Origin of the sequence: Adhaeribacter aerolatus (genome assembly GCF_007991635.1) — a bacterium.
Lineage (GTDB): Bacteria > Bacteroidota > Bacteroidia > Cytophagales > Hymenobacteraceae > Adhaeribacter > Adhaeribacter aerolatus.
In genome coordinates this window covers 35,771-62,648 of sequence record NZ_BJYS01000046.1, presented here as the reverse complement: position 1 = coordinate 62,648, position 26,878 = coordinate 35,771, and the positions used below count along the sequence as shown (strand labels likewise).

Sequence of the window (26,878 nt, the reverse complement as noted above, 5' to 3'; positions counted from 1 at the left end):
AGGCGCTCGCGCTCGGTGTTATATATAATATCCAGAACTTCACCGATAAAAAATAATCCGGCTTAAAATCGAGGCGGGGCAAGTTCTGAAGGTTAATGGGGAAATTTTTCTTTTTAGAGAAGAAAGGAGAATAATAAGCTCCATTAACACTTCTAAATTGTCTTATACTAAAGTAAAATTGACATTTACATTTACATTTCATTTCAAATCTTATATCCTATCTAAATACCCTATAAACGTTGACTGACATCTTAAAAGGAAAACTGACATCTCAAAAAGAAAATTTATATGAAGAGCTGCTCTCTTTTATTCGTTATTATTCTCCTTCTCCTAGCAACAGTAAACCCTGTTTTGGCACAATCTAGTAAGGAGAGCAAACAAGCAGCAGTCTATCCACTGGCAACCATTGCCAATACAGAAGTTAGAAGGCTTCATTCTTTTATTGTAGGAGATGATTATGAGATTAGTATTGCTCTTCCTAAGGATTATCAGAATAGTACGGCTAGGTATGGGGTCATTTACGTACCGGATGAGTGGCTTTATTTTAGAACAATATACGACACGTACCGAGTCCTAGGATTAGGAGGAGAACTGCCCCCCTTGATAATTGTAGGCATTGGCTTCCCGAACACCAGCACCAATTATGATACCATCCGGTCTAAGGTGCGCGACTTACGGACCAGGGATATGTCACCTTATCAGGTGGATAGTCTGGATACGCCCTCCATGCGGGCCCGCGGCGTTAAGACGGGCGGGGCAGACAAATTTTTAGCATTTGTTAAACAAGAGTTGATGCCCTTTATAGAAAAGAATTATAGGGCCTCTTCAGAAGATAAAACTTATATAGGCTACTCCTATGGTGCTATTTTTGGATTTTATACCTTGGTTCATAGTCCCGAAACCTTCTCCCGCTATTTAATTGGTAGTCCAGCTTTTAAATGGGGAAAGGATAAAAATCTATTCATCCGCTATGAAAAAGAGTATGCTGCCACTCATAAAGAGTTACCGGCTAAAGTATTCTTCTCTATAGGATCTCTAGACGAAGAGTTTGAGGGGTTTATACCAGCAGAGAAAGCTTTGCGCAGCAGAAACTATAAAGGGTTAACCTTGAAAACGTGGATATTTGAAGGTGAGACGCATTTATCAGCTCCGGCTGGCACCATCAGCAGAGGCTTGCATGAACTTTATATTGCTAAATAGATGCCACCCAAAGTCACCCTTTAATCTTAATCTAAATACCTTCGCTTAAATATAACGAAAGCCAGAACTTACCCTTTATTTAATATAAAATTAGTTATGAGTGAAAACGCGTTTGCAGCGTATTGAGCGGGACCTTTTTTGGGGATGTTTCTGGTACTCTTCCGTTAATAACCAATACTAAAGGAAATCAAATTTACTCACAGTTTGCAACAACTGTTCTGTTAGCACAAAATGTTTTAACAGAATAATACGCTTGGTGTAAAATAAAATTTATACTTATAAATTTCTATTACGCCAGAAATAATATTTACCGTAAGACTTAAAACTCATTTGATACTTTCTGTGGTACTCATATTAATTCTAACTTGTTCTTAAGTTTAATTGCATCAAATTTCCAATCTGCCAGGCGGTGCGGGTTAAATTTTCGGCGGTAAGCGCTAAAGCCTGTTCGAGGGGAACCGGCCCCGTAGCGATCGGAAAAACCGCGTCGAAGTAAACAAACCGGCTGATATCCAATTTAGCCGGTATTTGCCCGGCCAGGGCGATAACCGGAATATTTTTACTTTTGGCCTGCCGGGCCACCCCATAAGGCCCTTTGCCAGCCAGGGTTTGTTCATCTAAACCGCCTTCGGCAGTAACCAGTAAGTCGGCTTCCGTCAGGGCGTCGGAAAAATTGGTCAGGTCTAGCAGATAATCTACGCCCGGCACTAAGTCCGCCCCCAGGATAGCGGCCAGCAAAGCCGCCGTACCGCCGGCGGCCCCACCATGTACCCTATCGGCCATATCTATACCTAGCTGTTTTTTAACCACCTGGTTTAATCGGGTTAAGCCCCGCTCCAATATTTCTACCGTAGGAGCATCGGCACCTTTTTGCGGACCAAAAACCGGCGCAGCGCCCATCGGACCCAGCAACGGATTTTCTACATCGCAGGCCACCGTAATAGTACAGTCAGACAGCCTTTCGTCTAAACCTGCCAAATCGATAGAATGCAGATTTAACAAACCTTCCGCACCCTGGCCAATTGTTTCTCCCGCTTCATTCAGAAACCGGGCTCCTAAAGCCTGTAAAATACCTATGCCGCCGTCTACCGTGGCGCTGTTGCCCAAGCCCATTACGAGCTCCCGGATGTTTAAATCTAATGCTTGTTTCATTAATTGGCCGGTACCGTACGTAGAAGCCAGCAAGGGAATGAGTTCGTCCTTTTGCAACCAGCGCAAGCCCGAAGCCCGGGCCAGCTCAATTACGGCTATCTGGTTCTCCCGGATTACACCAAAGCTCGTAATAATTGGCCGGCCCAACGGATCCTGAACCGTTACCGCCTCTAATTTACCGTTTAATTGCCGCACCAGAATGTCGGTAATGCCTTCGCCGCCATCGGCAATCGGGAATAAGGTATAAGTTGCCGTTAAACCACTCTTCCGGAAACCAACTTCAATGGCCTCGGCTACGTCAAAGGCCGATAGACTGTGTTTAAAGGTATTGGGTGCTATAATAATATGCATCCGGCTGTTTCGGGTTTAAGTAGGTGGCTATTTATTTTCCTGCAGGAATTCCTGAATATTTTGAGCTACCTTTTCTACGAGCAAGGTGCGGGCCTCTACACTGGCCCAGGCAATATGCGGGGTTAAAACCAGCTTTTCTTTATTTTTTATTTTTAATAACGGATTATCTTTTTCGATAGGCTCCTGCGCGAAAACATCCAGACCCGCTGCATAAATCAGGTTCTCATCCAAGGCCCGTGCTAAATCAGCTTCGTTGACGATGCCTCCCCGGCCCATGTTCAAAAGTATAGCCGAGGGCTTCATTAAGCGCAATTGGTCGTAGTGAAGTAAGTTTTGGGTATATTGGTTTAGCGGCGCGTGAATAGATACAATATCCGAAGTTCCTAAAAATTCCTTCAGTTCCAGCCGCTGATAAGGCTGTTCGGTATTCCCCCCCGACGCCGAAAAATAAACGACTTCGGCTCCGAAAGCCTCAGCGATGCGGGCTACCTGCCGACCAATATTGCCCAAGCCGATAATGCCAAACCGTTTGCCTTTTATTTCCCGGAAAGGATTTTCCAAATGGGTAAAAATATCGCTTTGAGAATATTCTCCTTGTTTAACATAATTATCAAAATAAGGTAATTTATGCAACAAGTGGAGCAATAGGGCAAAAGTAAGCTGGGCCACACTGGCTGAGGAATAATCAACGGCATTTTTGACCGGAATACCCCGTTGGGCGGCAGCCTCTTTATCGACATTATTCGTGCCGGTAGCCGCTACGCAAATTAATTTTAATTTGGCAGCAGCTTCCAGGGCTGGTTTATTTATGTCTACTTTGTTCGTAATTACAATATCGGCATCTTTAATCCGGCCCGGTGTTTCGTCGGGTGCGGTATTTTGGTAATATTTAACCTCGCCATATTTTTCTAACAAATGCAGGTTGGGCACCTCTCCCATCGTTTTCAGGTCCAGGAAAACTATTTTCAAACTTTTTTCTTGCATGATTTTTTGAATAAAAGAGTCCTCTGATTAAGCGGCCGACTCGGAAGCTAACAAGCCGGTACGGCGGAGCAGAGCCTCCGGCGATGGTTCTTTCCCCCGGAACCGTTTGTACAACTCCATGGGCGGCTCGCTGCCCCCGGCCGATAAAATATGTTTCCGGAACAAGGTAGAAGTTTCCCGGTTAAAAACGCCGTTTTCCTGGAAAAACTCAAAAGCATCAGCATCCAGCACCTCAGCCCACTTATAACTATAATAACCCGAAGAATACCCTCCCTGGAATATATGCGAAAACGAGCAACTAATATTAGTACCGGGCACCAAAGGCAATATTTCGGTCTCCTGCAATATCTGGTTTTCAAACCCAATTACCTCAGTAATTTCTTCGGGTGGGGTCATGTGCCAGGCCATATCCAGGCGGGCTAAGCCTATCTGGCGAACTGTAGCGTAACCGGCCATAAAGTTAGAACTATCCTTTATTTTCTGCACCAATTCGGCTGGTATCAGCTCGCCGGTTTCGTAATGCCGCGAAAACAAATCGAGGCATTCTTTTTCGTAAGTCCAGTTTTCCATTACCTGCGAAGGCAGTTCCACAAAATCCCAGAATACGTTGGTGCCGGTGAGGCTGCCGTAGGTGCCGTTGGCGAGTAGGCCGTGCAAGGCGTGCCCGAATTCGTGGAAAAGCGTTTTTACTTCGTTAAAAGTTAATAGCGATGGTTTGGTGGGCGTAGGCTGGGTAAAGTTGCAAACAATGGCAATGTGCGGCCGCTGGTCCTGTCCATTCTCCTTTTTCTGGCCCCGGAAAGAAGTCATCCAGGCGCCGTTGCGTTTGCCCGGCCGCGGGAAAAAATCGGCATAAAAAATACCCAGATGCTCTCCCGACTCTTCCGTCACTTCAAATACCTTCACATCGGGGTGGTAGGTAGATACTTCGGTATTTTCTTTAAAGTGCAGGCCGTACAGGCGATTAGCTACTTCAAAAATACCCTGAATTACGTTTTCGAGCTTAAAATAAGGTTTAAGAACTTCGTCGTCGATGTTAAATTTTTCTTTTTTTACCTTCTCGGCGTAATAAGTAATATCCCAGCGCTGCAACGTTTCCGGTCCGTGGTTTTGGCTGGCAAAAGCGGTTATCGCTTCCAGTTCCTGGCGGGCAGCCGGTTTGGCGTAGCGCAGCAAATTATTTAAAAAATCGACTACTTTGTTCGGCGATTGGGCCATGCGCTCCTGCAAAACATAATCGGCGTGGGAAGAAAAACCCAGCAAATTAGCCCGTTCGTGGCGCAGCTTTACCAAATCCAATATTATGCTGCGGTTATCATTCGGATTATTTTTGCAGGCACGGGTAGCGTAGGCTTTGTATAATTCTTCGCGGAGCATCCGGTTTTGTGCATAAGTTATAAAAGGCAGGTAGCTGGGCGCTTGCAAGGTAAAAACCCATTGCCCGGCCAAACCTTTTTCCTGGGCGGCCAGCGCTGCCGCTTCTACCACACTTTCGGGCAAGCCTTCTAAATCCGTTGGGTTATCAATGGCCAAATAATAGTCATTGGTTTCGCTTAAAACGTGTTCGCCGAAGGTTAAAGATAACTGCCCCAGTTGCTGATCGATCTGGCGTAATTGGTTTTTGCCGGCCTCGTTTAGGTTAGCCCCGTTCCGGATAAAACTTTTGTATAATTTATCTAATAACGTTTGCTGTTCGGTATTCAAGTTTAGCCTATCGCGCTGGTCATAAACAGCTTTTACGCGATTAAATAATTCCTGGTCTAAGGTAATATCGTTGGCGTAAGCGGTTAACAGCGGCGAAATTTCTTTCGCTAATTGCTGAATCTCCGGGTTGGTTTCGGCGGCATTCAGGTTAAAAAATATCCGCGAAATCCGATCGACCAGTTCCCCGCTGCGTTCCACCTTTTCGATGGTATTACTGAAATTGGGCGTTTCGGGATTGGTTTTGATGGCGTTTATTTCCTGCGTGCCTATCTGAATGGCTTCTTTTAAGGCTGGCAGGAAGTATTCCTTTTGAATCTGGTTAAAAGGGACCGTATTAAAAGGAGTGGCAAATTCTTCCAGTAAAATATTCATCTAATAATTATCGCTTGGCTTTTAATGGTTTTACCTCTACGCAAGGAGAAGGTTATTTAAGTTATAAAATTCTAAAATTAAGGACAAAACCTTTACCAATTGCCCCAGAGTACTAAAAAACAGAAATATTCCGAATGATTGCGATGAGTCCCGCTTGTTTATTTTAATGATGGAAGTATTTATCTAATATCCTGGTTCAGGCATCCATCATCTTTAACTAACTGTTTAGTTCTTTATTAAACCTGATGAGGTGAAGCAACTATTCCCTAGCAACTGCAAAAAAGGAACGAATTCTTCATAACAGGTCAAAATTTTACAATTTTATTCAGGTAAAAACGCTTAGTCTCTTAGTTTTCATTAATCGTATACGACCGGTGAAATATTGGTTGGTAACATTAGGGGTTTCGGGTTTTAATTTTTTTTTACGCCCCAAAAGGCATATTGCCATAGTCCAGAAGTTAACTATTAACTATAACTGTATTAACTTTATTTAATACTTGGCTTAAACCTAATACAATTTTATCTAGCCAAATTTAAACATATCAATAAGCCATTTTTTTGCTGTTTTGTAATCCGCTAATAATTAATGTCTTAACACATATATTAAAATTTACACATATATTATTATTTTTTCTTCAACAAATATTTGGATATTCAGATTTAACCATTTAAAATTGCATATAAATTATAGTTATTTAAACCGGAATTACTACTGTTTGAAAATAATTCTAATTTGTATGGAAGAACCAAAATTATTTGTATATTAAATCATTATATTATTTATATATTCCAATGTTAAAATGTTGTGTTTAATATTTTTGTTTTAAAAACTTTTATCTCAGCTTTTATGGGAACCACAATCTACTTTAACCGTTAAATTATCCTAACCAGAAATCTATAACCCTAAAACACTTACTTATGAAGAAGTTCTTACTCTCTTTACTTTTTATATTAATATTAGCTTACTCCGCCGAAGCGCAGCAAATTTCCGAATCTGCTGAAAAAAGAGTTGCTCTGATCACCAGAGTAATGGCCGCCGAATTGGGCTTAAACGAATCGGAATACATTCGGTTAAAAGCCTTTAACCGGGAAAGAATTGTAAAAGGCGATCAGATTTCGGAATTCTATGCAAACAATCCCGAAATGAAAACGAAGAAACTGCTGGAGTTGGAAGCGAACTTCGACAAAAAGTTTAAAACCATGTTAAATCCTACTCAGTTAGCAGCTTATGCTGCCTACAAACACGATCCAACCTCGGACTTAGCGCTGGAAGAAAAAGCTAAAACTGCTACCAACAACCAGAAATAATAAATTTTAAAAAATTCACCGGAAGAAAGCAGCTTTAAGCTGCTTTCTTTTTTTCAGCCTCCTACAAACCGGAATACTTTATTCCGAATACTGCTAATAAGCACATAAACTTAACCTACCCCGAACAGAAAAATAATAGTGCTGGTTTTTTCTTATTTTTACGCGGTTATAAAGTAAAAAAGTATGCAGGTAGTAATAGTGGGCAATGGAGTTACCGGGGTTACTGCCGCTATTACTATCCGTAAGCTCAATCCGGTTGCCCTCATCACCCTTATTTCCTCTGAATCTACTCATTTTTTTTCGCGGACGGCGCTTATGTACTTGTACATGGGGCACATGCAGTACCGGCATATAAAACCCTACGAAGATTGGTTCTGGACCGAGCATAAACTCAATTTAATGCAGGCCTCAGTAGCCTCCGTTGATTTTTCGGCCAAAGAAGTAGTCCTGAGCAGTCAGGTTCGCGTACCCTACGATAAACTGCTGCTGGCTACCGGCTCCATCCCCCGGGCTTTAGAGATACCCGGCGAAAACCTGGCCGGGGTCCAAGGCTTTTACAGCCTGCCGGACCTGGAGAACCTCGAAAAATATAGCCAGCAAATTAAACGGGCCGTTATTGTCGGCGGCGGCCTGATTGGAATAGAACTAGCCGAAATGTTTTATACCCGCTGCATTCCGGTAACCTTTCTGGTCCGGGAAAATTATTACTGGGGAAATGTATTGCCGCCGGAAGAGGGAAACCTAATTCAGGAACACATCCGGGAACACGGTGTGGACTTGCGGTTGAATACCACCCTACAGGAAATAAAAGGCGATAGCGACGGCAAGGTAAAAGCTATTGTAACCGGCCAGGGCGAAGAAATACCAACCGATTTGGTGGGCGTCGCGGTTGGCGTAAGGCCTAATGTAAGCTTTTTAAAAGGCAGCCCACTTAAACTAAATCGCGGCATATTGGTTAATCCGTATCTGGAAACTAATTTACCCGATGTTTATGCCGCCGGCGATTGTGCCGAAATTGTGCCAGACAAGGATAAGAATACGTATATAGAACAGTTATGGTACACGGGCCGGATGCAGGGCGAAACCGTAGCCCACAGCATTTGCAACCGACGCACCGCTTATAGCCGGGGAATCTGGTTTAACTCAGCCAAGTTTTTTGATATTGAATACCAGACCTACGGAAAAGTACCTGTTAAGCCCGATTCCGAAACCCAAACGCTGGTGTGGCAACACCCTAAGCGTAAAAAGCTGCTCCGGATAAATTATCACCAGCCTACCGGTAAAGTTTTAGGATTTAATTTGTTGGGCATCCGGTACCGGCACGAGGTTTGCGAAAATTGGATAAGGGAAGAAAAGCCCATTTCCTACGTTTTAAAGCACTTGCGCGAAGCCAATTTCGATCCGGAATTTTACCGCCGCTACGAAAAAGAAATAATCCAGGCGTTTAGCCGGCAGCTTTCTGCCGTAATACCGTAAAAGGGAAAGCGCCCGGTGAGATTTAAAAATATTAAGCAAATGAAGTGGTCGAAAATATATAGTTTTAAAGAAATGAACTCCTACCAGTACATTGCCGTGGTCGGACTCATAATGACAGTGGCGGCGCACCTGATATTGTGGGTGCAGGCCAAAGAAGTAGCCACTTTTTGGGCTTTATACGTTTGCTGGACGGTTTTATTTATTTTGGGCAGCATCGCTAACCTGCGCAGTAAACCCGGCCAGGGGCACCATCATCATCACCATCATTAAATAACTTATGCCTACTTCGGACCAAAGCCTGGCTATCGGGTATAATTATCAGGACCAAACAGATTTACTGCAAAAAGCGGGCTTAACCCTGTTTACGGTGGGCTTGCTTTTGCTGCTGTTGCCCTCGTTGCCGATAGAGGCGGCGCTCCGGCAGGGTTTATTGTGGAGTGGCATTTGCCTTTCGCTGTTGGGGCTTGGGCTCTATTTTGGACAAACTTACCGTAAAAGTCATCCGGGGGTACGCAACAACGGTGTTTGGCTGCGTGGCTCTACATCTCGGGGCAATATAGCCTGGGTTACCGCAGTGGGCCTCACCGGCTTTTATATAATTTTATATTGGTTTCCTTTCCTACTCGAAGGTCAGATTCGAGCCCTCGACACGTTTAGCCAATGGCTGCGGGGCAAACCCGCCGACCACTGGCTGCTATATGGCACTTTTTATACCCTGGCAATTCTTTTAATGGGTGTGCGGGCGATGCTGAAATACCGCCACAGCCCTTACCAGGTTATCCGGACCATTTCGGTGATGTTTTTCCAGTTGGGCTTAGCTTACCTGATTCCTTATACCCTGCAAAAATTAAACGAACCCGAATTTTATTTCAGTTACTTCTGGCCTCTGAAGTATGATTATCTGTTTCCGGGCACGGTGAGCTATTTAATAAATGAACCGGGTGCCCTGGGTGTATTCATGATTTTCTGGACGGCGGTTATCTCGCTGGTAGGTGTGCCGATATTAACTTATTTTTTTGGCAAGCGGTGGTATTGCAGTTGGGTGTGCGGCTGCGGCGGCCTGGCCGAAACGGCTGGCGATCCGTACCGTCAATTATCCAATAAATCGCGGGCAGCCTGGCAATGGGAAGTTGCCATTATCTACCCGGTTTTGGGGTTTATTGTGCTTACCACTTTACTGCTCTGGTTAAACTCCATTATGGGTGGCGGCTTGCTGGGCTCCTTATCCAACGGTTTTGCGCAAACGTACGGCTTTTTTATCGGGGCTATATTTTCGGGCGTAATAGGCGTAGGTTTTTACCCGATTATGGGCAGCCGCGTTTGGTGCCGGTTTGGGTGCCCCATGGCGGCTTATTTAGGCTTACTGCAAAAGCATTTTTCCCGCTTCCGGATAACAACCAACGGTGGCCAGTGCATTTCCTGCGGCAATTGTTCTACTTATTGCGAAATGGGAATTGATGTGCGCTGGTACGCGCAGCAGGGCCAGCCCATAATCCGGTCGTCGTGCGTGGGTTGCGGCATGTGTGCTACCGTGTGCCCGCGCGGCGTGCTTAACCTCGAAAACGGCCCGCGCGAAGGCCGCTACCAGCCAACAACCCTCATATCCCCCGAAAACCTACGCATTTTAGATTAATGAGGCCCCACCGCTTTTACTTATTTAACTACCAATAAATAGCAATTAAACCTTAATCGGGCTAAAACAACCCAGCGGGCTTACTTCGGCAAATACATTGTCTGTAAGGCGCTGGTATAAAACTCAATTTATTAAGGATTCCTGTTGTAAATTTAACGGCACTATGGCAAACGAAAAAAAGGTAAGTATTTTGGGCTGCGGCTGGCTGGGCCTGCCCGTCGCTGAAAAGCTGCTCACCAGTGGCTATGAGGTAAACGGCTCTACCACTACGCCAACCAAACTTACCTTATTAGCTGATAAAGGAATTAAACCCTTCCTGATCGATCTGGCTGCCGCGTCAACTTTAGAGAACCTACCCACCTTCCTGAACAGTCAATATTTAATGGTTTCTTTTCCGCCGGGCTTGCGGGCTGGCAATGGCGAAAACTACCGCCAACAAATAGAAATATTAGGTCAGGCGATAGCCGTTTCACCGGTTCAGAATATTCTTTTTATCAGTTCTACGGCCGTATATCCGGATGTAAACCGGGTAGTTACCGAGGCAGAAGAACTGGAAACGTACCAGGCGCACAATATTTTGCTGCAGGCCGAAGCCCTCCTGCGCCAGTTTTCCGGAAAAAGCACGACTATCGTACGCATGGCAGGACTTGTTGGTGGCGCCCGGCAGGCCGGGCGGTTTTTAGCGGGAAAACAAAATATTCCTAACCCAGAGGCACCGGTTAACCTTATTCACCTGAATGATTGCATTGGTCTGGTTACGGCTATTTTCAAACAGGAGAAATGGGGCGAAATTTATAATGGCTGTGCCGACGAACATCCCACCCGTAAAGATTTTTATACAGCAGCAGCCCAAAAACTGAACCTTCCCCTGCCCCATTTTGCGCCAGTCTCCCCGGCCGATGGCTTTAAAATTATCAGTAATCAAAAAATTAAAAAAGACCTCGGATACCGATTTAATTATCCGGACCCGATGTTCTTTATATAATCTGTCTGAAAATATTAATGCCGGAAAAGAATAAAAGTATTGCCATTATTGGCGGCGGAGCGGCGGGCTTTTTTGCCGCAATTACCTGCGCCCAGCAAAATCCGGGTTTGTCGGTTTATCTGTTCGAAAAAACTTCTAAATTATTAGCAAAGGTTAAAGTATCGGGCGGGGGCCGCTGCAACGTAACGCATCATTGTTTTAATCCCCATCAGCTTATTCAATATTACCCGCGCGGCGGCAAATTCCTGAAAACCGGATTTAAAAAATTTGGCGCTGAAGATACGGTCAACTGGTTTCGGGAAAGAGGCGTAATATTAAAAACCGAGGGGGATGGCCGCATGTTTCCGGTTACCGACGATTCAGCTACCATTGTAAACTGTTTATTAAACGAAGCCCAAAAAGCTGGCGTGAAAATAAATACCAATACGGCCGTAGAAGAAATTATTCCGGTAGAAAATGGCCTGGCCGGATTCCGGCTAAGGCTATCTGGCGGGCAGGAATTAGCTGTTAATAAAGTACTGGTTAGTACCGGCGGCAATCCCAAACCCGAAAGTTATGCCTGGCTAAAGAAACTGGGCCATACCATCTTAGACCCGGTACCCTCTTTATTTACTTTTAACGTACCCGATTCGCCGTTAAAAGAATTACAAGGTATTTCGGTGGGCCAGGCCAAAGTAAAAATTGCGGGTCATCACCTCGAAAACGAGGGACCTTTTCTCTTTACCCACTGGGGCTTTAGCGGACCGGCGGTACTTAAATTATCGGCCTGGTCGGCCCGTACCCTGCACCAGCTGAACTACCAGTTTCAGGTATTAATCAACCTGGCGCCGGCTTATTCTGAAGATGCGCTGCGGCTGCAATTGGCAGATTACCGGAAGCAATATCCTAAACGGATTGTATCCGGACACCCGTTGTTCAATTTACCCCAGCGGCTCTGGAAAGCACTTACCGAATTGGCGGCCATTCCGGAGAAGGTAATCTGGGCCGAATTACCGGCTAAAAACCAGAATAAACTGGTAGAACAACTGCTGCGCGCGCCTTTTCAGGTAAAAGGTAAAACCACCTTTAAAGAAGAGTTTGTAACCTGCGGGGGCGTTGACCTGAATGAGATTAAACCCGAAACCATGGAAAGCAAAGTGCTGCCCAATTTATATTTTGCCGGGGAAGTAATGGATATTGATGGCGTTACCGGTGGCTTCAACTTTCAGGCTGCCTGGACAACCGGCTACCTCGCCGGCCAGGCCATGGCAGGATAAAACGGGAGGAATAATAGCTTAATATATTAATTTGCTTACCGTTAAAACAAAATACAGCTTTCCGTAGTAAAATAGGCCATAACCTTAATGTGTCATTAGTCACTATAAACCTATGGAAAGAAATAATGAATACGTATCGGTGGTGAGCCACCTGATAGAACGCTGCAAAGACGGATCGGTTGGCTACAAACATGCTGCCGACGATGTGGAAGATCAGGACCTGAAACAATTATTCCGGCAATACGCGGTTCAGCGCGATACCATGATTACCGAGTTGCAGGATGCCTTGCACCAGATGGGCCAGACCCAGAGTGAATCGCCTTCGCTGGAAGGTAAAGTGCACCGGACCTGGATGGACTTATCTTCAGCTTTATTGAGTAAAGACCGCAAACAAGTGTTGAACGAATGCGAACGCGGCGAAGACTACGCAGTAGCCGCTTACGATAAAGCCTTAAAAGCCGATTTGCCCGGCCAATTAAAGACCATTGTGCAGAAGCAATACCAGCAGGTAAAAGAAGCCCACGATACGGTACGGGATCTGCGGGATCAGACAAAATAAATTTTGTTTTTCAAAATGAAGAAAGGAGCCTGTAAGCTCCTTTTTTTATTCAGGCAAGTCTAAATATTCTTCTAGTAGCGTCTCGCTTTCGAGTTTTTTTCCTGCCTCTATCCATTATATTGTTTCAACTAAATACTAAAGTCAATTATCATATCAAACAGGCCAGCGGCCTGAGAGAAAAAACACGAGACCGAGCCTCCGGCCATATTAGAAAATATTCCTATCAAATTTTAAACCGGGGAGGGCAAAAAAAATAGCTTAACTTTTATAGTTAAGCTATTTTTTTAGAGCAGTTCCTCTTTTAATCCTTATGCTCTTTTAATAATTTCTTATACGAGCATACAATTAAAAAGTTACCACCTTCTGGTTTTTTCTCTTTTTCCGAAACGGCTGTTGCGTTCGCGGTCGTTCCGTTCCCGGAAGCCACCGCCACCGCGAGGTCTGTCTTCAAAACCACCACGGCTTCCGCCGCCATCTCTGTCACGGTCTCTTCCACCGCCATCCCGATCTCTTTCTTTTTCACCACCCATGGCGTTTTTGCTTTGCGCTTTCTCAAAACTTACTGGTTTGCCCAATAAGGTGGTGCGGCCCAGCCGATCCAGTACTTCAGAAGTATATTCTTTGGCAACTTCCACGAAACTGAATTTATCGTACAAATCAATGTCGCCGATTTTGCTGCTCGGAATGCTGGTATTCTCCGTCAGGGCTTCAATAATATCTTTTGGATGAATGCGATCTTTTTTGCCCATGGTTACAAACAACCGGTTGTAACCTTCCCGCGGACCTTTCATTTCTTCGGAAGCAGCCTGTGCTTTGGCTTCTTTCAGGTTCATTTTAAGTAACGCCGCCGCAATTTCCAAAGAGGTAAAATCTTCTGTTAACAAACGCTCAATCCGGGCAATGTGTTTTTCTAACTTACCTTGCTGAATAACTTCTTTAATCTGATCGAGAAATAAATTGGTTTTGATTTCGGCCACGTCTTCGTAGCTTGGTACCGCTGCCAGTTTAATTTTGGCGTTGGTAAACCGCATGATATCTTTCAGTTTGTAGATGTCGCGGCCTGATACGAAGGAAAAAGCTTTACCGGATTTACCAGCCCGGCCGGTCCGGCCAATACGGTGTACATAAGCTTCTTCGTCTTGCGGTAAATCGTAGTTAAATACGGCTTCCAAATCTTCCACGTCAATACCCCGCGCTGCCACGTCGGTTGCTACTAATATTTCCAGGGTACCTGCCTTAAATTTGGCCATTACATTGGTACGCTGGGTTTGGTTCATGTCACCGTGCAAGCCATCGGCAAAATAGCCGCGCGCTTGCAGGTTGCTCACCAGTTCGTCTACCATGCGCTTGGTGTTACAAAACACAATCAGCGACTTCAGGTTGTACATGTCAATAATTCGTGACAGCACTTCCATTTTCATGTTGTTGCGAACCTCGTAGTACACCTGTTCAATATTGGTAACCGTTAAAGTCTGGTGCACTACCTTTACCAATTGCGGATCGCGCTGATATTTCTTCGTCAGCTCCATTATCGGTTTCGACATGGTAGCAGAGAAAAAGATGGTCTGGCGTTCGGCCGGTATTTTGGTTAGTACGAATTCAATATCTTCCCGGAAACCCATGTCCAGCATTTCGTCGGCTTCGTCCAGGATTATTTTTTTCACCGCATCCAGTTGCAGGGTTCCCCGCTCAATGTGGTCCATCACCCGGCCGGGAGTACCAATAACTATTTGCACGCCTTGTTTCAGGGCACGTAATTGACGGTCGTAAGATTGGCCACCGTAAATAGGCACCACACTTATACCGTTTTTATATTTAATTAATCTGCTTATTTCTTCTGATACCTGCACGGCTAATTCGCGCGTAGGGCAAAGAATGAGGGTTTGTACCCGACGATCTTTTGGGTCGATGCTTTCGATGGCTGGAATACCAAAAGCTGCTGTTTTACCGGTACCGGTTTGCGCCTGGCCAATTACATCGCGGCCCTGCATAATAACCGGAATGGCTTCGGTTTGTATTGGAGAAGCTTCTTCAAATCCCATGTCGGCAATAGCACGCTGCATTTCCGGGGAAAGCGAAAGCTCATCAAATCGTAATTTGTTCATAAAAATTGTTTTGTTAAAAATAGGTTATACGCTATCTGAAATGAGCAGATACTTATTCTAACTACGTTTTGTAAGAAAATTACCGACGAGGAGAAAATAGATGCTAACGGAAACGTGGCTATTAATATTAAGCCGTAAACAGAAATTCGACTGCTGATTTCAAAATAATGCACAAAAGTACGCTTTTATACCAAGAATAAATAATATATAGGTATAAAATGATAAAATATTTTAGCTGAAGGTTCTTTTATCTTTAAGACTTTAAATCCGCTACCAAAAACTGATGTATTTTAGAATTACCCTAATATATTTACTGTCATTTAGAAGGTTCCTATTTAACAGTTAACAGGTGGCTTCATCACGGAATTTAAAGGTTACTACAAAATATTCAACATTTTATCTTTTACCAATCAAGGGGTAGCCGCATCTACCCGGCCGCCCTGGTAAACACCTGCCCGGATTTGCAGCAATGCTTAGCTAAAATGGCGCACAGTCATCAGAACTACGAGGTACAAGCCTTACCCAAGAAAGTGTTAGAACTTACCCAATAGACTTTTCGAAAATCCGGAAGGTTTAAGCCTAAAAACGAAAGTTCTACAAAAACAAAGCCCTCTCATGTTCGGAGGCTTTAATTTTGCTATTGTTAAGGTTAATTTTTGACTGCAAATGAATCCTGTCTATCAGACAAGTTCCCCGCAGAAATAATAAGTTAATGGCTGATTTTTTGCAAAGGTTTTACTCTAAGGAAAACAAAAGCGCTTAAAAACAACAGTGCCTATTTATTACCGGCGGGCATTGTAGTTTACCGGTTGGTAGCCAATAATTAAATCGGTGCGGGCACCGGGTGGCCGGTAGTAAACAATGATATCGTACTGGTTTTCGGTGAGGTTAAAACTGCCTTCGTAATAACGCTCGTCGGGGATACCGCTGGTTTGTACGGCGTAATCGTAGTTGTAGTACCCTTGCTTTAATAAGGCGCGACCGGTATAACGATGGTTGGCGGCATCATAACTCAGCTGAAAATCTTTTTTGAGTTGCCAATCAGATAACTCTCCAAACACATACACATTGCCGGCTGCCGGCTGCGGCGAGGCCAGATTAAACGTTACCCAATTATAATCGCCGTTGATGGCTCCGTTGCCGTACTCCCGGTTACCAATTAAATATTTACCGTTGATGTCCTCTTGAGAACTGAAGGCATCGCGGGCGCGGCTTTTATCCGGCAACAGCAGTATTTCTTCGGGGACCGCCTCCCGGTTGGCTGTGGCAACATTAGCCCCCAGCGAGCGCATGCTGCGGGTATCGAAATAGCGGTACTCATTCAGGCCCGGAAAACTGTTTTCCAGGTTAAAATAAGTAAACTCCAGCTTGCGCTCCGTATCGCGCACGTACAACGGCTTTAGGTTCAGCTTGGCATTGTGCCAACGGTTATTCTGCCGCAACGTTACCTTAACTTCCTGGCTGGGGTTTACCAGCGGATATTGGTTATACCGGATTTCGAAATCTATCTGCTGATAAGTTTGCCGCTCCTGTGCACCGGCGGGTAATACCGGCCGAGCGCCCACGGTTACCCGCTGCTCGTAAACCAGTAATCGCCGGGATAAAATATTACGGCCGCGCTGGTCGGATACTACCATTAAATAATTGCCGCTGAGCTTAACGGCCGGCACCACAAACCGGTAATGAAAAAACTTAACTTTGGTATTAAACGATGGCGTAATATCAGTAATGTAAAACTCATTAAAATCCGGCATAAACTGCGCCTGGGTAATCCGGGCTTCGGTCCAGTCGGCGTTACAATAAATAAATTTTACCAAAAAGCGTTGCTGCGGACTGTTAAGCTGGTCGAACTCCAGCACCATGGGCTGCTCCTGCGACAGCGGCACGACCGGCGGATTCAGTACTTCTTCGGGGTGGCCGCTGCGCACATAACACTGCACTGATTTTACATTGTTGTCATACACAAAATCTTCGGACCGCAATTGGGTATCGGCGTAATATTCGGCTGCACCTTCGGTAGTACCGCCGGTAGTTTGTTGCGCAAGGGGAACACAGCTATACCAGATAAAGGCTAATAGTATAACCGAAAATATAACAAGTGCTTTTAAAGTGCCGGCTCCCAAGTCTAACTAATTTTTTTAAAATGATTTAATTTTTGCTTCCAGGCTATCAATCGATTCAACCACTGCCTCCCACTGGCTGTTTTTGTCGTCTAAAGCTTTCTTAATGGCTTCAAACTTTAAAGTAGTATCTTTTAGAGAAGCCACGTTCGCGTAAATCTTAGGGTCCGCCAGTTGCTTTTCGTAAGCCGCTAACTCCTCCTCCAGGCTTTGTACTTCCTGTTCTACCTGTTTTAATTGGGTATTCAGGCGCTTTAAATCGTTTTGCAGGTTGCCGTTGGCCGGTTGGTTCGTTTTCGGCTTTTCTTCCGTAATGGTTTTAGGAGTGGGTTTTTCTATTTTCACGCCATTTTTACGGGCGTCTTTTTCCCGCTGCTCCATAAAATATTCGTACTCGTGGTAAGTGCCCGGGTATTCTTTTAGCTGATAATCATCGATATACCAGATTTTATTTGCCACGTTCTCAATAAAATAACGGTCGTGCGAAATAACCACAAATGTACCTTCGTACTGTTCCAAAGCCTGAATCAGAATATTAACCGACTGCATGTCCAGGTGGTTCGTTGGTTCATCGAGCAGCAAAAAGTTGGCTTCTGAGATCAGGGTTTTGGCCAAAGCTACCCGCGATTTTTCGCCCCCGGATAATACTTTTATTTTTTTAAAAACGGCATCGCCGGTAAACAAAAAGGAACCCAGGATGGTCCGTAATTCCATTTCGTTGCGTTTGCTGCCGGCTTCGGTTAACTCCTGCAATATTTCGTTTTCCACATTCAGCGATTCCAGTTGGTGTTGCGCGTAGAAGGCCATAACTACGTTGTGGCCCAACTGGCGTTTGCCGTCTACGGCCTCCGTACCCGCAATAATGCGCATCAGCGTAGATTTACCTTTACCGTTGGCCCCAATTAAAGCAATTTTATCTCCCCGCTCAATATTTACGTTGGTATCCCGGAAAATCAGCTTGTCGCCGTAGCGCTTGCTCACGTGCTCCAGGCGCAAAATATGGCGGCCGGGCTGAATACTAAACTGAAATTTGAAATTTACTTTGGGGGCATCCGACGCTACATCTTCAATCCGATCCATGCGTTCCAAAGCTTTCATGCGCGATTGCGCCTGTTTTGCTTTGGTAGCCTTGGCCTTAAAACGCTCAATAAAACGTTCGGTTTGCCTGATATGGGCCTGCTGGTTTTCGTAAGCGCCTTTCTGTATTTCGTTGCGCAGTTCTTTTTCTTCTAAATAAAAACTATAGTTACCGGCATACACATTTAATTTCTGCTGGGCCACTTCCACGGTCATGTTGGTAGTCTTGTCCAAAAATTCCCGGTCGTGCGATACAATTACCACCGCCCCTTCGTAGTTTTCGAGGTAAGTTTCCAGCCACTTAATCGAAGGTAAGTCCAGGTGGTTGGTAGGCTCATCGAGTAACAACAGCGAAGGTTTTTGCAATAATATTTTCGCCAGCATTACCCGCATGCGCCAGCCACCCGAAAAAGTTTTCAGCGGCTTTTGTAGTTCTTCCGTCGTAAAACCTAAGCCTTCTAATATTTCTTCGGCTTTGCTCTGAATATTATAACCGTCGAGCGCTTCAAACTGCTCCTGCAATTTAGCCAGTTTATCTACCAGTTCGTCGCGGTAATCTGTTTCGAACTCCACCAGCACTTCTTCAGTCTTCTTCTGCAGTTCCAGGGCTTCGGCAAATGCCTGCATGGCCACCGATAAAATACTTTCGTGGGTATCGTACGAGAGTAAATCCTGGTTCAGGAAGCCAAGCGAGGTTTCCCGGCTCATCTGGATAGAGCCGCTATCGGGTTTGTACTCCCCTACCAACACGCGCAGCAAGGTAGACTTGCCGGTACCGTTCAGGCCAATCAGGCCTATTTTATCTTTTGGTTTTATATGCAAATTGGCATCCTCGTACAAGGTACGGCTGCCAAAATGAAAGCTCAGGTTATTAATTGAGATCATGAATTAAAAACGTATTAAACGGCAAAGATACGGTTTTACAAACGAACAATATAATCAGCCGGAGCATTAAAACAGCAATATCGTTTAAACTAAAAAATATTAGAGCCAAACTATATTTATACTTTCGGAAAAATATTTAACTTAAAGAGCTAATCCGTTTAAATAATGCTTAAATTTCAAGTCAGTATATTTTTGAATAACTAATTTCAATGTTTTCTGTTCTTTTTTAGGTGAGCTAAACTTATCGGTTTGGCCGATAGCCCGGAATAACGATTAAGCTGGCGGAAAAAGCTGTGACAGGCACCCGCCGCGTGTGCTGAAAAGCCAAAACGAAATAACCCATTAATTTTTAATTACATTAAACCAGGTGTTAGCAGTTGTATCCTTATTAGATGAAGAGCATAGCCGGAAGGTGAAGTCTCTGATTGACCAGATTGATGAGCATTTTGGTTTGACCGGCGTGCAGATGACGCCCTACCCGCATATAACCTGGCTTTTAACCGAGGTGCCGGAAAATAACCAAAGCATGTTGCGGAAATGTTTAGAACAAACTGCCGCCGTGGCCGCGCCGTTTACCATCCAGACTACTGGTTTGGGAATATTTACCGGCGAACACCCGGTCCTGCACATTCCGGTTGTGCGCAACCAGGTAACCAACTCTTTTCATTACCGGTTGTTCCAGGAAGTATCGAAATTTAGCTTGGAGATTCCGAAATATTACCACCCCGATTGCTGGGTGCCCCATTTCTCGCTGGCGCTGTCCGATACCAATCCCGAAATAGTAGCCGAAATACTGCAATGGCTGAACGAGCATAACTTTAACTGGAACATCCGCATCGATAATCTGGCTATTATGACCAAATGCGACAACAAGTTTTTGAAAGAAGATGTGTACTATTTTAAAAGGCAACCGGAACCGGCTTTGTCTTAAATGATAAGCCCATAAAAGTAAAAATGCCTCCTGATCTGGTTCGGGAGGCATTTTAATTATTTACTCTTCCTTAAATTACATATCCAGCACTATCGCAAATATCAGCGGAGCTACAATAGTAGCATCCGACTCAATAATATACTTAGGTGTATCTTTTCCTAATTTACCCCAGGTAATTTTCTCGTTGGGCACCGCACCGGAATAAGAACCGTAGCTGGTGGTGGAATCCGAAATCTGGGCAAAATAACCCCACAACGGCACACCGGTCCGTTGTAAATCCTGGTGCAGCATGGGTACCACGCAAATCGGGAAGTCACCGGCAATACCACCGCCAATCTGGAAGAAGCCCATCGTAGATTCTTCTTTCGCGGTTTGGGTGTACCAATCGGCCAGTTCCATCATGTACTGGATACCGGTGCGCATGGTATGCACATTTTTAATATCGCCCGAAATTACGTGACCGGCATAAATATTACCCAAAGTGGAGTCTTCCCAGCCCGGTACAAAAATTGGCAGGTTCTTTTTAGCCGCTTCCAGCATCCAGCTGTTTTTCGGGTCTATCTGGTAATATTGCTCCAACTCGCCGGAAAGCAAAATCTGGTAGAAAAACTCGTGCGGGAAATAAGCTTTACCTTCCTGGTCGGCTTTTTCCCAGAATTTCAGCACGGTGTTTTCCAGGCGCCGCATGGCTTCCATTTCGGGAATACACGTATCGGTTACCCGGTTCATGTGGCGGTTCAGCAGGTCTTCTTCGTCCTGGGCCGTTAAGTCGCGGTAATGTGGAATACGCTCGTAAAAATCGTGTGCAACCAGGTTAAAAATATCTTCTTCCAGGTTAGCCCCGGTACAGCTAATAGCATGAATTTTATCTTGCCGGATCATTTCGGCCAGAATAATGCCCATCTCGGCCGTTGACATAGCGCCGGCTAATGTTACCAGCATTTTGTTGCCGTTAGCCAAATGCGTTTTATAACCTTCGGCGGCATCTATCAAAGCAGCCGCGTTAAAATGACGGAAGTGATGTTTTAAAAATTGAGTTACCTGCATTTTTTCTTTTTAGCGATTTATCAATTTGCAACAGGCATTATGCTCTCCTGAAGCGTTAAACAAATAAAATTATTTACCTTTAAATCCACCGGAAAACCTAATTTCGGGCTTTCCGGATTATATTATTTATAGTTACCTCTAAACTTAAAAGCGACTGAATTAATTCAAATAATATAATACTATTCGGTTATACCGGTTTCTCCACAATCAGGTTATGATTGGTGAAAACGCAAATATCGGCGGCAATATTTAAGCCCTCGCGCACGATTTCTTCGGCCGATAAATGCGGCGCGTGCTTTTTAAGGGCGGTGGCGGCGGCCTGTGCATACATGCTGCCGGAGCCAATCGCAGCTATGCCCATATCGGGCTCTAGCACATCGCCGGTACCCGAAATAATCAGCAGTTCACTTTTATTAGCTACCACCATCATGGCTTCCAGTTTGTGCAGATAACGGTCTTTGCGCCAATCTTTGGCCAGTTCAATGGCGGCCCGTTTCATGTTGTGGGCGTAGGCACCCAGTTTTTCTTCGAATTTTTCCAGCAAGGTAAAGGCATCGGCGGTAGAGCCGGCAAAGCCGGTTACAATTTTACCGTCCTGTAACTTCCGAATTTTTTTAACATTACTTTTGGCAATGGTATTGCCCATGCTGGCTTGCCCATCGGCGCCCAGGGCAACTTCGCCGTTATGAAAAACGCCTAACACCGTAGTCGATCTTACTTTGGGTAGTGACATATCTGAATCAGTTTTTTCCTTTTAATACCGTATTAATTATTCTAATAACTTTAAGCAGCCTTACCTTTGTTTAATTTTTTGCTGGTGGCCACCTATTAGTCGAAAAGAAACGCAAAGCTATCTTAAAAAATACAGTATTTTAAATTTTATTTCTTTTGAATATTTTCAATACTTCTGTCCGGGCCGCTATTTGGGGTTGCTGCTTTTTGCTATTTTCCTGCTGCGACGATGCCGATTTAAAATTAAAACTACCCATAATGGCCTGGCTTCCTTATAGCGCTGAGCAGGAAATCAAATTTAAAAGTCAAGCTGGCGATACTATATCTTTTTTAGCCACCACCCAAGAATTCAACGAAAAAGGCAATGATAAAGCTTGCGGCACCTACAATATTCAGACCATCCAAACAACCTTAACTTCACCATCAGACTCCACGGTTAAAACAGTAATATCGGTCAGCCACGAAGTAGTAGTTGGCATTAAAGTTTATAATCCGGTTAACCAAAGATCCAATTTAAATATTAAATTCAATACCGTTTCGGAGCTGTTTATTTCGGATGATTTCCGGGATAAATATTTTCTGGAAGCACAAATGGATGGGAAAACCTACCAGCAGGTGCTGCATGTTTACGGTGACCGGAGAACTGGTAATTTATTATTTGCGGATATTTTATACGCCAAAAATATTGGCTTGATTGGCTTTAAGACCTTTGATGACAAATGGTATTACTTGCTTTAGAATTGTTGGGCAAAGCAATTTTCTAAACTTTCTTTTTATCAGAATTTTGTCGGTTGTCAAACAAGGCTAATATGTAAACGGAATCTTGCTTAACTGTATAAATAATGGTGGTATGCCGATGAAGCAGAAATCCACGAATATCTTCCGCTTTATTTTCTAAAGTTCCGATATGCGGATATTTAACTAACAAGTCTAAAAACTTGAATAATCTACCAGTAAAGGTTTTTACCGTTTTAGCACCAAATTCTTGCTCTAAATATTCTTGTAATTCCTATAGCTGCTTACTTGCTCGTTTGTTCCAGATTACTCCAGCCATTTCGCATTCTTAAGCTTCATTTCCTCATTAGAAATCCAGGCCGAGTCGTCTTCAATTTCGCTATTACTGGCTAATACTTCTTTCTTTTGCTCTTCCGATAAATTATTCCACAAATCCCCTTCTACATAGCTGTTTCTACTGGATAATATCATAAATATTTCTTCCAGTAGCTTTTCATCTTGCGTGGTATCAATAAGTTTATGTAAATCTTCTTTCAAAATTGCCATAGCTATTTTTAAAATATACGAATAAGAACAATTCTCGTAGAGCTTTCATTTATTTGCCTAAAAGGCCTGTATAAAAATAGTGCGAGCTGACGAGCTTGATTGTTCACAGTACAATCAACTAAGCAAACGAGTAGAGACTTTCGATTCGAAACAGGTTTCCGTATTGTTTTTATTCATTGTTGGCAGCATTATTTTTTTAGTTGATTCGTAAAGTTTTCGAGAGCCTTAGCTATAAACAGCTTTTTATGATTATCAACTGCTTCTTTCAATGTTTCGTGATCTGTTATATGTCCTTGATAATAATAGTTGTAATTCTCAACTGAATTTTGCTTTTCTTTAATTGAATATGAACTTAAAATTTTATTATCCTTTAATTCTATTTTATGACTTACAATTGTTTGAATACCTTCGAACATATTATTACTGATATACATATTCTTTTTATGGAAGGAACTCGCAGAGTTTTCGTTATTCGACACACTTGTTCCATTCTTATTTAAAGCATCCATAAAATCTTTATTAAGCATATCATTTATCTTTTTAAAATAATTAACACTTTTTCTTCTTTGTTGTAACTCATCTGTATTAATAAGTTCTGCTAATTCAGTTTGGTATTCATTCAATTCATCATCTATGTCCTTTTCTGCTGGTGGTTGAAGAACATTATCTATATATTCTATTAATTTAATACAACTATTAAATCTTAAGGATGAACTTTGTTGAAAACCTATATTAAATATTCTTTTGGTTCTATCCCACAAACTATCAGCAGAAAGTGATGAAAGTTCGAGGTCTGTTAACCTTTCGTGCGGCATTTTATTATCGGCATCCTTTAACTGTCTAGGATGTTTATTTGTTATTAGAAAAAACAAGATTCCAACGATAAACGTTACATCACAAATTTTTTGATGTTTATCTAGGCTACCAGCAGTTAACTCTGGAAGTCTTAGAAATCGATTACCTAATTCTTCACCAAGAGGAGTATTTCCTTTTTTCTTTTCATTCTCATCGATAATCCAGCAGATTCCAAAATCTATTAATATGGGGTTTCCATCCCTAATTCTAATATTTTGCGGCTTTATGTCGCGATGAATTATTCCTGCTTGATGACAAGCGTCTACAATTAATGCAAGGTTTCTTGTAAATTTTAAAGCTTCAATAATTGTGAACTTTGATTTCTGAACAGCTTCGTTTAAATCTTGTCCGTCAATCCATTCTGTAATAAAATATGGATTTGTTTTTTCGTCATCACTTTTATACTCCTTTACTTTAGGAACCCCTTTATGATTTAAATTATTTAAAGCCTCAATCTCTTGATGGAATCTTTCTCTTCTAGAAGAATTTTGAGCTTGGCTATCGTGCATTACTTTTAACGCTCCAAATTCATCTGTACAATTGATATTTTGTATTTGAATTACCTTTCCCTGACCACCTTCTTTAGGTGTTTCATCAGTAGGTTTCCAGTTATTTCTCCAGTCCAAACTTCTAATTTTTTGTTTTAATATATTGCTATCAACTACAAGATTTACGCACCACTGGTATTTATATAGCTAATATAATAATATTAATGCACTTAGAGTAATGAATATACTATATATAAATTTAAGTATAAATATAATATAATCTTAGTAGTTATATCTAAGGTATGCGGGTAAAGATTCCCGCAAAAAGATTAGTTTACAAGCTTACACACCTCAGAAGAACCTCCATAATTTAAATATAGAGAAAATAATAAGAGCCGCTAACCCTTATAAAAGCAAAAGGCCTTCTTTTAACGGAAGGCCTTTTGTTTTATAAACTAAAATCTATTTAAACTAAAATCCGTATCGGATCTTCGAGTAACTTCTTGAAGGTTTGCAGGAAAGCAGAACCAACGGCACCATCTACCACGCGGTGGTCGCAGCTTAAAGTTACTTTCATCAGGTTGCCAATCTGGATTTGTCCGTTCTTTACAACCGGCGTTTGCTTAATACCGCCTACGGCCATAATACAGGCATCCGGCGGGTTAATAATGGCGGTAAATTCGTCGATGCCAAACATACCCAGGTTAGAAATGGTAAAGGTGTTGCCTTCCCAATCGGCGGGCTGTAATTTTTTTGTTTTGGCTTTGCCGCCTAAATCTTTTACTTCGGCGGCAATCTGCGATAAAGTTTTCTGGTCGGCGTTGCGTACCACCGGTACCAATAAACCTTCTTCTACGGCTACGGCTATACCAATATTAATAACGTTGTTGTACCGGATTTTATCGCCTAACCAAGAAGAGTTTACAGCCGGATGTTGTTTTAAAGCGGCAGCAGCAGCTTTTACTACTAAGTCGTTAAAAGATATTTTAACCGGGCTTACTTCGTTCAGGCTATTCCGGGCTTCTATGGCCTTATCCATGTCAATTTCCATGGTCAGGTAGAAGTGCGGCGCGGTAAATAAGCTTTCGGATAAGCGCTTGGCAATAACTTTGCGCATTTGCGATACCGGCACCTCGGAGTAAAGCGCACCAGTTGGAGCCGGAGCGGCAGCAGGTGCAGCAGCTTGCGTGGGTGCAGCAGCTGGTTTGGCGGCCGGCACAAAGTTCTCTACATCTTTAACCACAATGCGGCCGTTATCGCCGGAACCTTTTACCTGGTTTAAATCGATGCCTTTTTCTTCGGCTATTTTTTTAGCTAAAGGTGAGGCCAGAATACGTCCGCCGGTGTTGGCGGCGGCAGGCGTAGCCGCTTGCTGACCTTGTCCGTTCGGGCCGGGCACCTGCACATTTTTGGCTTCGGCGGGTGCGGCTTGTTCCTGTAGCTGGGTATCGGTTTTAGAATTTTCGACACGCGAATCAGCAATTTCGGCTTCCTGCCGGTCGGAGCGCTGGGCACCGCCGGTATTGCCGCTTAATAGTTGCTGGTAATCAGCACCGGCTTCGCCGATGATGGCCAAAATGCCATCTACCGCCACTGAGTTGCCGGCTTCAACGCCTATATATAATAGTGTACCGTCTTCGTAAGACTCCAGTTCCATGGTAGCCTTGTCGGTTTCTACTTCGGCCAGAATATCGCCCGATTTTACTTTATCGCCTACTTTTTTCTGCCACGACGCAATAGTGCCTTCGGTCATGGTATCGCTCATTTTAGGCATCCGGATAACCGTGGCGTTTACATTGGCCGCTGGGGCCTGGGTGGCTTGTGGGGCCGGAGCGGCCGCCGGGGCTTCCTGGCTCATGGCTTTTGCCGGTTCGGCCGCAGGGGCTGGTTGTTCAGCAGGCGCAGCAGCGCCCCCACCTTGTGCCTGGCTAAGTAAACCCGAAATATCTTCTCCTTGTTTGCCAATTATGGCCAGTACACCATCTACCGGCACCGATTCTTTTTCTTTCGGACCAATATATAACAAGGTGCCATCTTCGTAAGACTCCAGCTCCATGGTAGCTTTATCGGTTTCTACTTCTGCTAAGACGTCACCAGATTTAACGGTATCTCCTACCTTCTTAAGCCAAGACGCAATTACACCCTCGGTCATGGTGTCACTCATCTTGGGCATTTTTATGATTTCAGCCATAAATAGTTCGTTTGAGGCTCAAAATTGATTTAAAATATTGAAATATCAAATACCAAAAAGATTTAAGATGCAATATAGGAATTTAAAAACAGGTAATTCCTGTTTCTGACCTAACGTCATTCTGTTGGTCGGGGTTGAAACTGTTTTTAAAGCCAATAATTTAACCGGCAATTAGTTTAGGTAGCC

At 43.6% G+C, this 26,878-nt stretch carries 21 protein-coding genes and 1 pseudogene; 10 read left to right on the top strand and 12 right to left on the bottom strand.

The genetic code is table 11. The features are described 5' to 3' along the window. The first annotated feature begins 288 nt into the window (after positions 1-288). The gene (locus tag AAE02nite_RS23200; RefSeq protein WP_146904062.1) at positions 289-1,200 is read left to right on the top strand and encodes an alpha/beta hydrolase; all 912 of its coding nucleotides are present in this window, start codon (positions 289-291) and stop codon (positions 1,198-1,200) included. 360 nt (positions 1,201-1,560) lie between these two features. Here the strand turns inward: AAE02nite_RS23200 and AAE02nite_RS23195 are convergent, their stop codons facing one another. Genes AAE02nite_RS23195 through AAE02nite_RS23185 form a run of 3 tightly spaced genes read right to left on the bottom strand, consistent with a single transcriptional unit; the run spans position 1,561 to position 5,763 of the window. Beyond that, entirely contained in the window at positions 1,561-2,703 is a 1,143-nt protein-coding gene (locus tag AAE02nite_RS23195) for a glycerate kinase (RefSeq protein ID WP_146904059.1), read from the bottom strand. A 27-nt stretch (positions 2,704-2,730) separates the two neighbouring features. Further along, positions 2,731-3,687: a D-2-hydroxyacid dehydrogenase gene (locus tag AAE02nite_RS23190; protein ID WP_146904056.1), complete on the bottom strand. Its 957-nt coding sequence runs from the start codon at positions 3,685-3,687 to the stop codon at positions 2,731-2,733. A 27-nt stretch (positions 3,688-3,714) separates the two neighbouring features. Then, positions 3,715-5,763, bottom strand: a complete 2,049-nt coding sequence (locus AAE02nite_RS23185; protein ID WP_146904052.1) for a M3 family metallopeptidase — start codon at positions 5,761-5,763, stop codon at positions 3,715-3,717. Positions 5,764-6,681: 918 nt separating this feature from the next. Between AAE02nite_RS23185 and AAE02nite_RS23180 the strand changes: the two genes are divergently transcribed. The 7 genes from AAE02nite_RS23180 to AAE02nite_RS23150 all read left to right on the top strand — a co-directional run bounded on the left by AAE02nite_RS23180 (position 6,682) and on the right by AAE02nite_RS23150 (position 12,980). Then, positions 6,682-7,071: a hypothetical protein gene (locus AAE02nite_RS23180; RefSeq protein WP_146904049.1), complete on the top strand. Its 390-nt coding sequence runs from the start codon at positions 6,682-6,684 to the stop codon at positions 7,069-7,071. Positions 7,072-7,254: 183 nt separating this feature from the next. Next, complete coding sequence (locus AAE02nite_RS23175; RefSeq protein ID WP_146904046.1) at positions 7,255-8,547, top strand: NAD(P)/FAD-dependent oxidoreductase; 1,293 nt, start codon at positions 7,255-7,257, stop codon at positions 8,545-8,547. Between the two features lie 39 nt (positions 8,548-8,586). Next, positions 8,587-8,817, top strand: a complete 231-nt coding sequence (locus AAE02nite_RS23170) for a hypothetical protein (RefSeq protein WP_146904043.1) — start codon at positions 8,587-8,589, stop codon at positions 8,815-8,817. 7 nt (positions 8,818-8,824) lie between these two features. Further along, positions 8,825-10,180, top strand: coding sequence for a 4Fe-4S binding protein (locus AAE02nite_RS23165; RefSeq protein WP_146904040.1), 1,356 nt, complete (start codon positions 8,825-8,827; stop codon positions 10,178-10,180). Positions 10,181-10,343: 163 nt separating this feature from the next. Continuing rightward, a complete protein-coding gene (locus AAE02nite_RS23160) occupies positions 10,344-11,165 on the top strand; it encodes an SDR family oxidoreductase (protein ID WP_146904037.1) in 822 nt (273 codons plus the stop codon). A gap of 17 nt (positions 11,166-11,182) precedes the next feature. Beyond that, positions 11,183-12,421: a BaiN/RdsA family NAD(P)/FAD-dependent oxidoreductase gene (locus AAE02nite_RS23155; RefSeq protein ID WP_146904034.1), complete on the top strand. Its 1,239-nt coding sequence runs from the start codon at positions 11,183-11,185 to the stop codon at positions 12,419-12,421. 112 nt (positions 12,422-12,533) lie between these two features. Then, positions 12,534-12,980 carry a ferritin-like domain-containing protein gene (locus AAE02nite_RS23150; RefSeq protein WP_146904031.1) on the top strand — a complete coding sequence of 149 codons (447 nt, stop codon included), beginning with the start codon at positions 12,534-12,536 and terminating at the stop codon, positions 12,978-12,980. A 353-nt stretch (positions 12,981-13,333) separates the two neighbouring features. Here AAE02nite_RS23150 and AAE02nite_RS23145 read toward each other — a convergent pair whose 3' ends face one another. From AAE02nite_RS23145 to AAE02nite_RS23135, 3 genes are all read right to left on the bottom strand, one after another. Further along, positions 13,334-15,085 (bottom strand): DEAD/DEAH box helicase, encoded by a 1,752-nt coding sequence (locus AAE02nite_RS23145; RefSeq protein ID WP_146904027.1) that lies wholly within the window; start codon positions 15,083-15,085, stop codon positions 13,334-13,336. Between the two features lie 782 nt (positions 15,086-15,867). Beyond that, positions 15,868-17,208, bottom strand: a complete 1,341-nt coding sequence (locus AAE02nite_RS23140) for a type IX secretion system plug protein (protein ID WP_246151227.1) — start codon at positions 17,206-17,208, stop codon at positions 15,868-15,870. Positions 17,209-17,223: 15 nt separating this feature from the next. Continuing rightward, positions 17,224-19,167 carry an ABC-F family ATP-binding cassette domain-containing protein gene (locus AAE02nite_RS23135; protein WP_146904024.1) on the bottom strand — a complete coding sequence of 648 codons (1,944 nt, stop codon included), beginning with the start codon at positions 19,165-19,167 and terminating at the stop codon, positions 17,224-17,226. A gap of 367 nt (positions 19,168-19,534) precedes the next feature. Between AAE02nite_RS23135 and AAE02nite_RS23130 the strand changes: the two genes are divergently transcribed. Next, a complete protein-coding gene (locus tag AAE02nite_RS23130; RefSeq protein ID WP_146904021.1) occupies positions 19,535-20,098 on the top strand; it encodes a 2'-5' RNA ligase family protein in 564 nt (187 codons plus the stop codon). A gap of 75 nt (positions 20,099-20,173) precedes the next feature. On the opposite strand, the gene AAE02nite_RS23125 is transcribed toward AAE02nite_RS23130, so the two are convergent. Both AAE02nite_RS23125 and hslV read right to left on the bottom strand, forming a co-directional pair. After that, positions 20,174-21,145 carry a deoxyhypusine synthase family protein gene (locus tag AAE02nite_RS23125; RefSeq protein WP_146904018.1) on the bottom strand — a complete coding sequence of 324 codons (972 nt, stop codon included), beginning with the start codon at positions 21,143-21,145 and terminating at the stop codon, positions 20,174-20,176. 187 nt (positions 21,146-21,332) lie between these two features. Next, entirely contained in the window at positions 21,333-21,878 is a 546-nt protein-coding gene (hslV, locus tag AAE02nite_RS23120) for an ATP-dependent protease subunit HslV (protein ID WP_146904015.1), read from the bottom strand. Positions 21,879-22,033: 155 nt separating this feature from the next. Here hslV and AAE02nite_RS23115 point away from each other — a divergent pair, with 155 nt between their 5' ends. Further along, positions 22,034-22,615 (top strand): hypothetical protein, encoded by a 582-nt coding sequence (locus tag AAE02nite_RS23115; protein WP_146904012.1) that lies wholly within the window; start codon positions 22,034-22,036, stop codon positions 22,613-22,615. A 22-nt stretch (positions 22,616-22,637) separates the two neighbouring features. On the opposite strand, the pseudogene AAE02nite_RS27055 reads toward AAE02nite_RS23115, so the two are convergent. The 4 genes and pseudogenes from AAE02nite_RS27055 to AAE02nite_RS23100 form a co-directional block, all read right to left on the bottom strand. After that, positions 22,638-22,871 (bottom strand): annotated as a pseudogene (locus tag AAE02nite_RS27055) (type II toxin-antitoxin system RelE/ParE family toxin); the annotation flags it as partial. A 47-nt stretch (positions 22,872-22,918) separates the two neighbouring features. Next, the gene (locus AAE02nite_RS23110; RefSeq protein ID WP_146904009.1) at positions 22,919-23,158 is read right to left on the bottom strand and encodes a hypothetical protein; all 240 of its coding nucleotides are present in this window, start codon (positions 23,156-23,158) and stop codon (positions 22,919-22,921) included. Positions 23,159-23,346: 188 nt separating this feature from the next. Then, on the bottom strand, positions 23,347-24,639 hold the full coding sequence (locus AAE02nite_RS23105) for a serine/threonine-protein kinase (RefSeq protein ID WP_170252675.1): 1,293 nt from the start codon (positions 24,637-24,639) through the stop codon (positions 23,347-23,349). Positions 24,640-24,967: 328 nt separating this feature from the next. After that, on the bottom strand, positions 24,968-26,692 hold the full coding sequence (locus tag AAE02nite_RS23100; RefSeq protein WP_146904003.1) for a pyruvate dehydrogenase complex dihydrolipoamide acetyltransferase: 1,725 nt from the start codon (positions 26,690-26,692) through the stop codon (positions 24,968-24,970). Positions 26,693-26,878 lie beyond the last annotated feature (186 nt).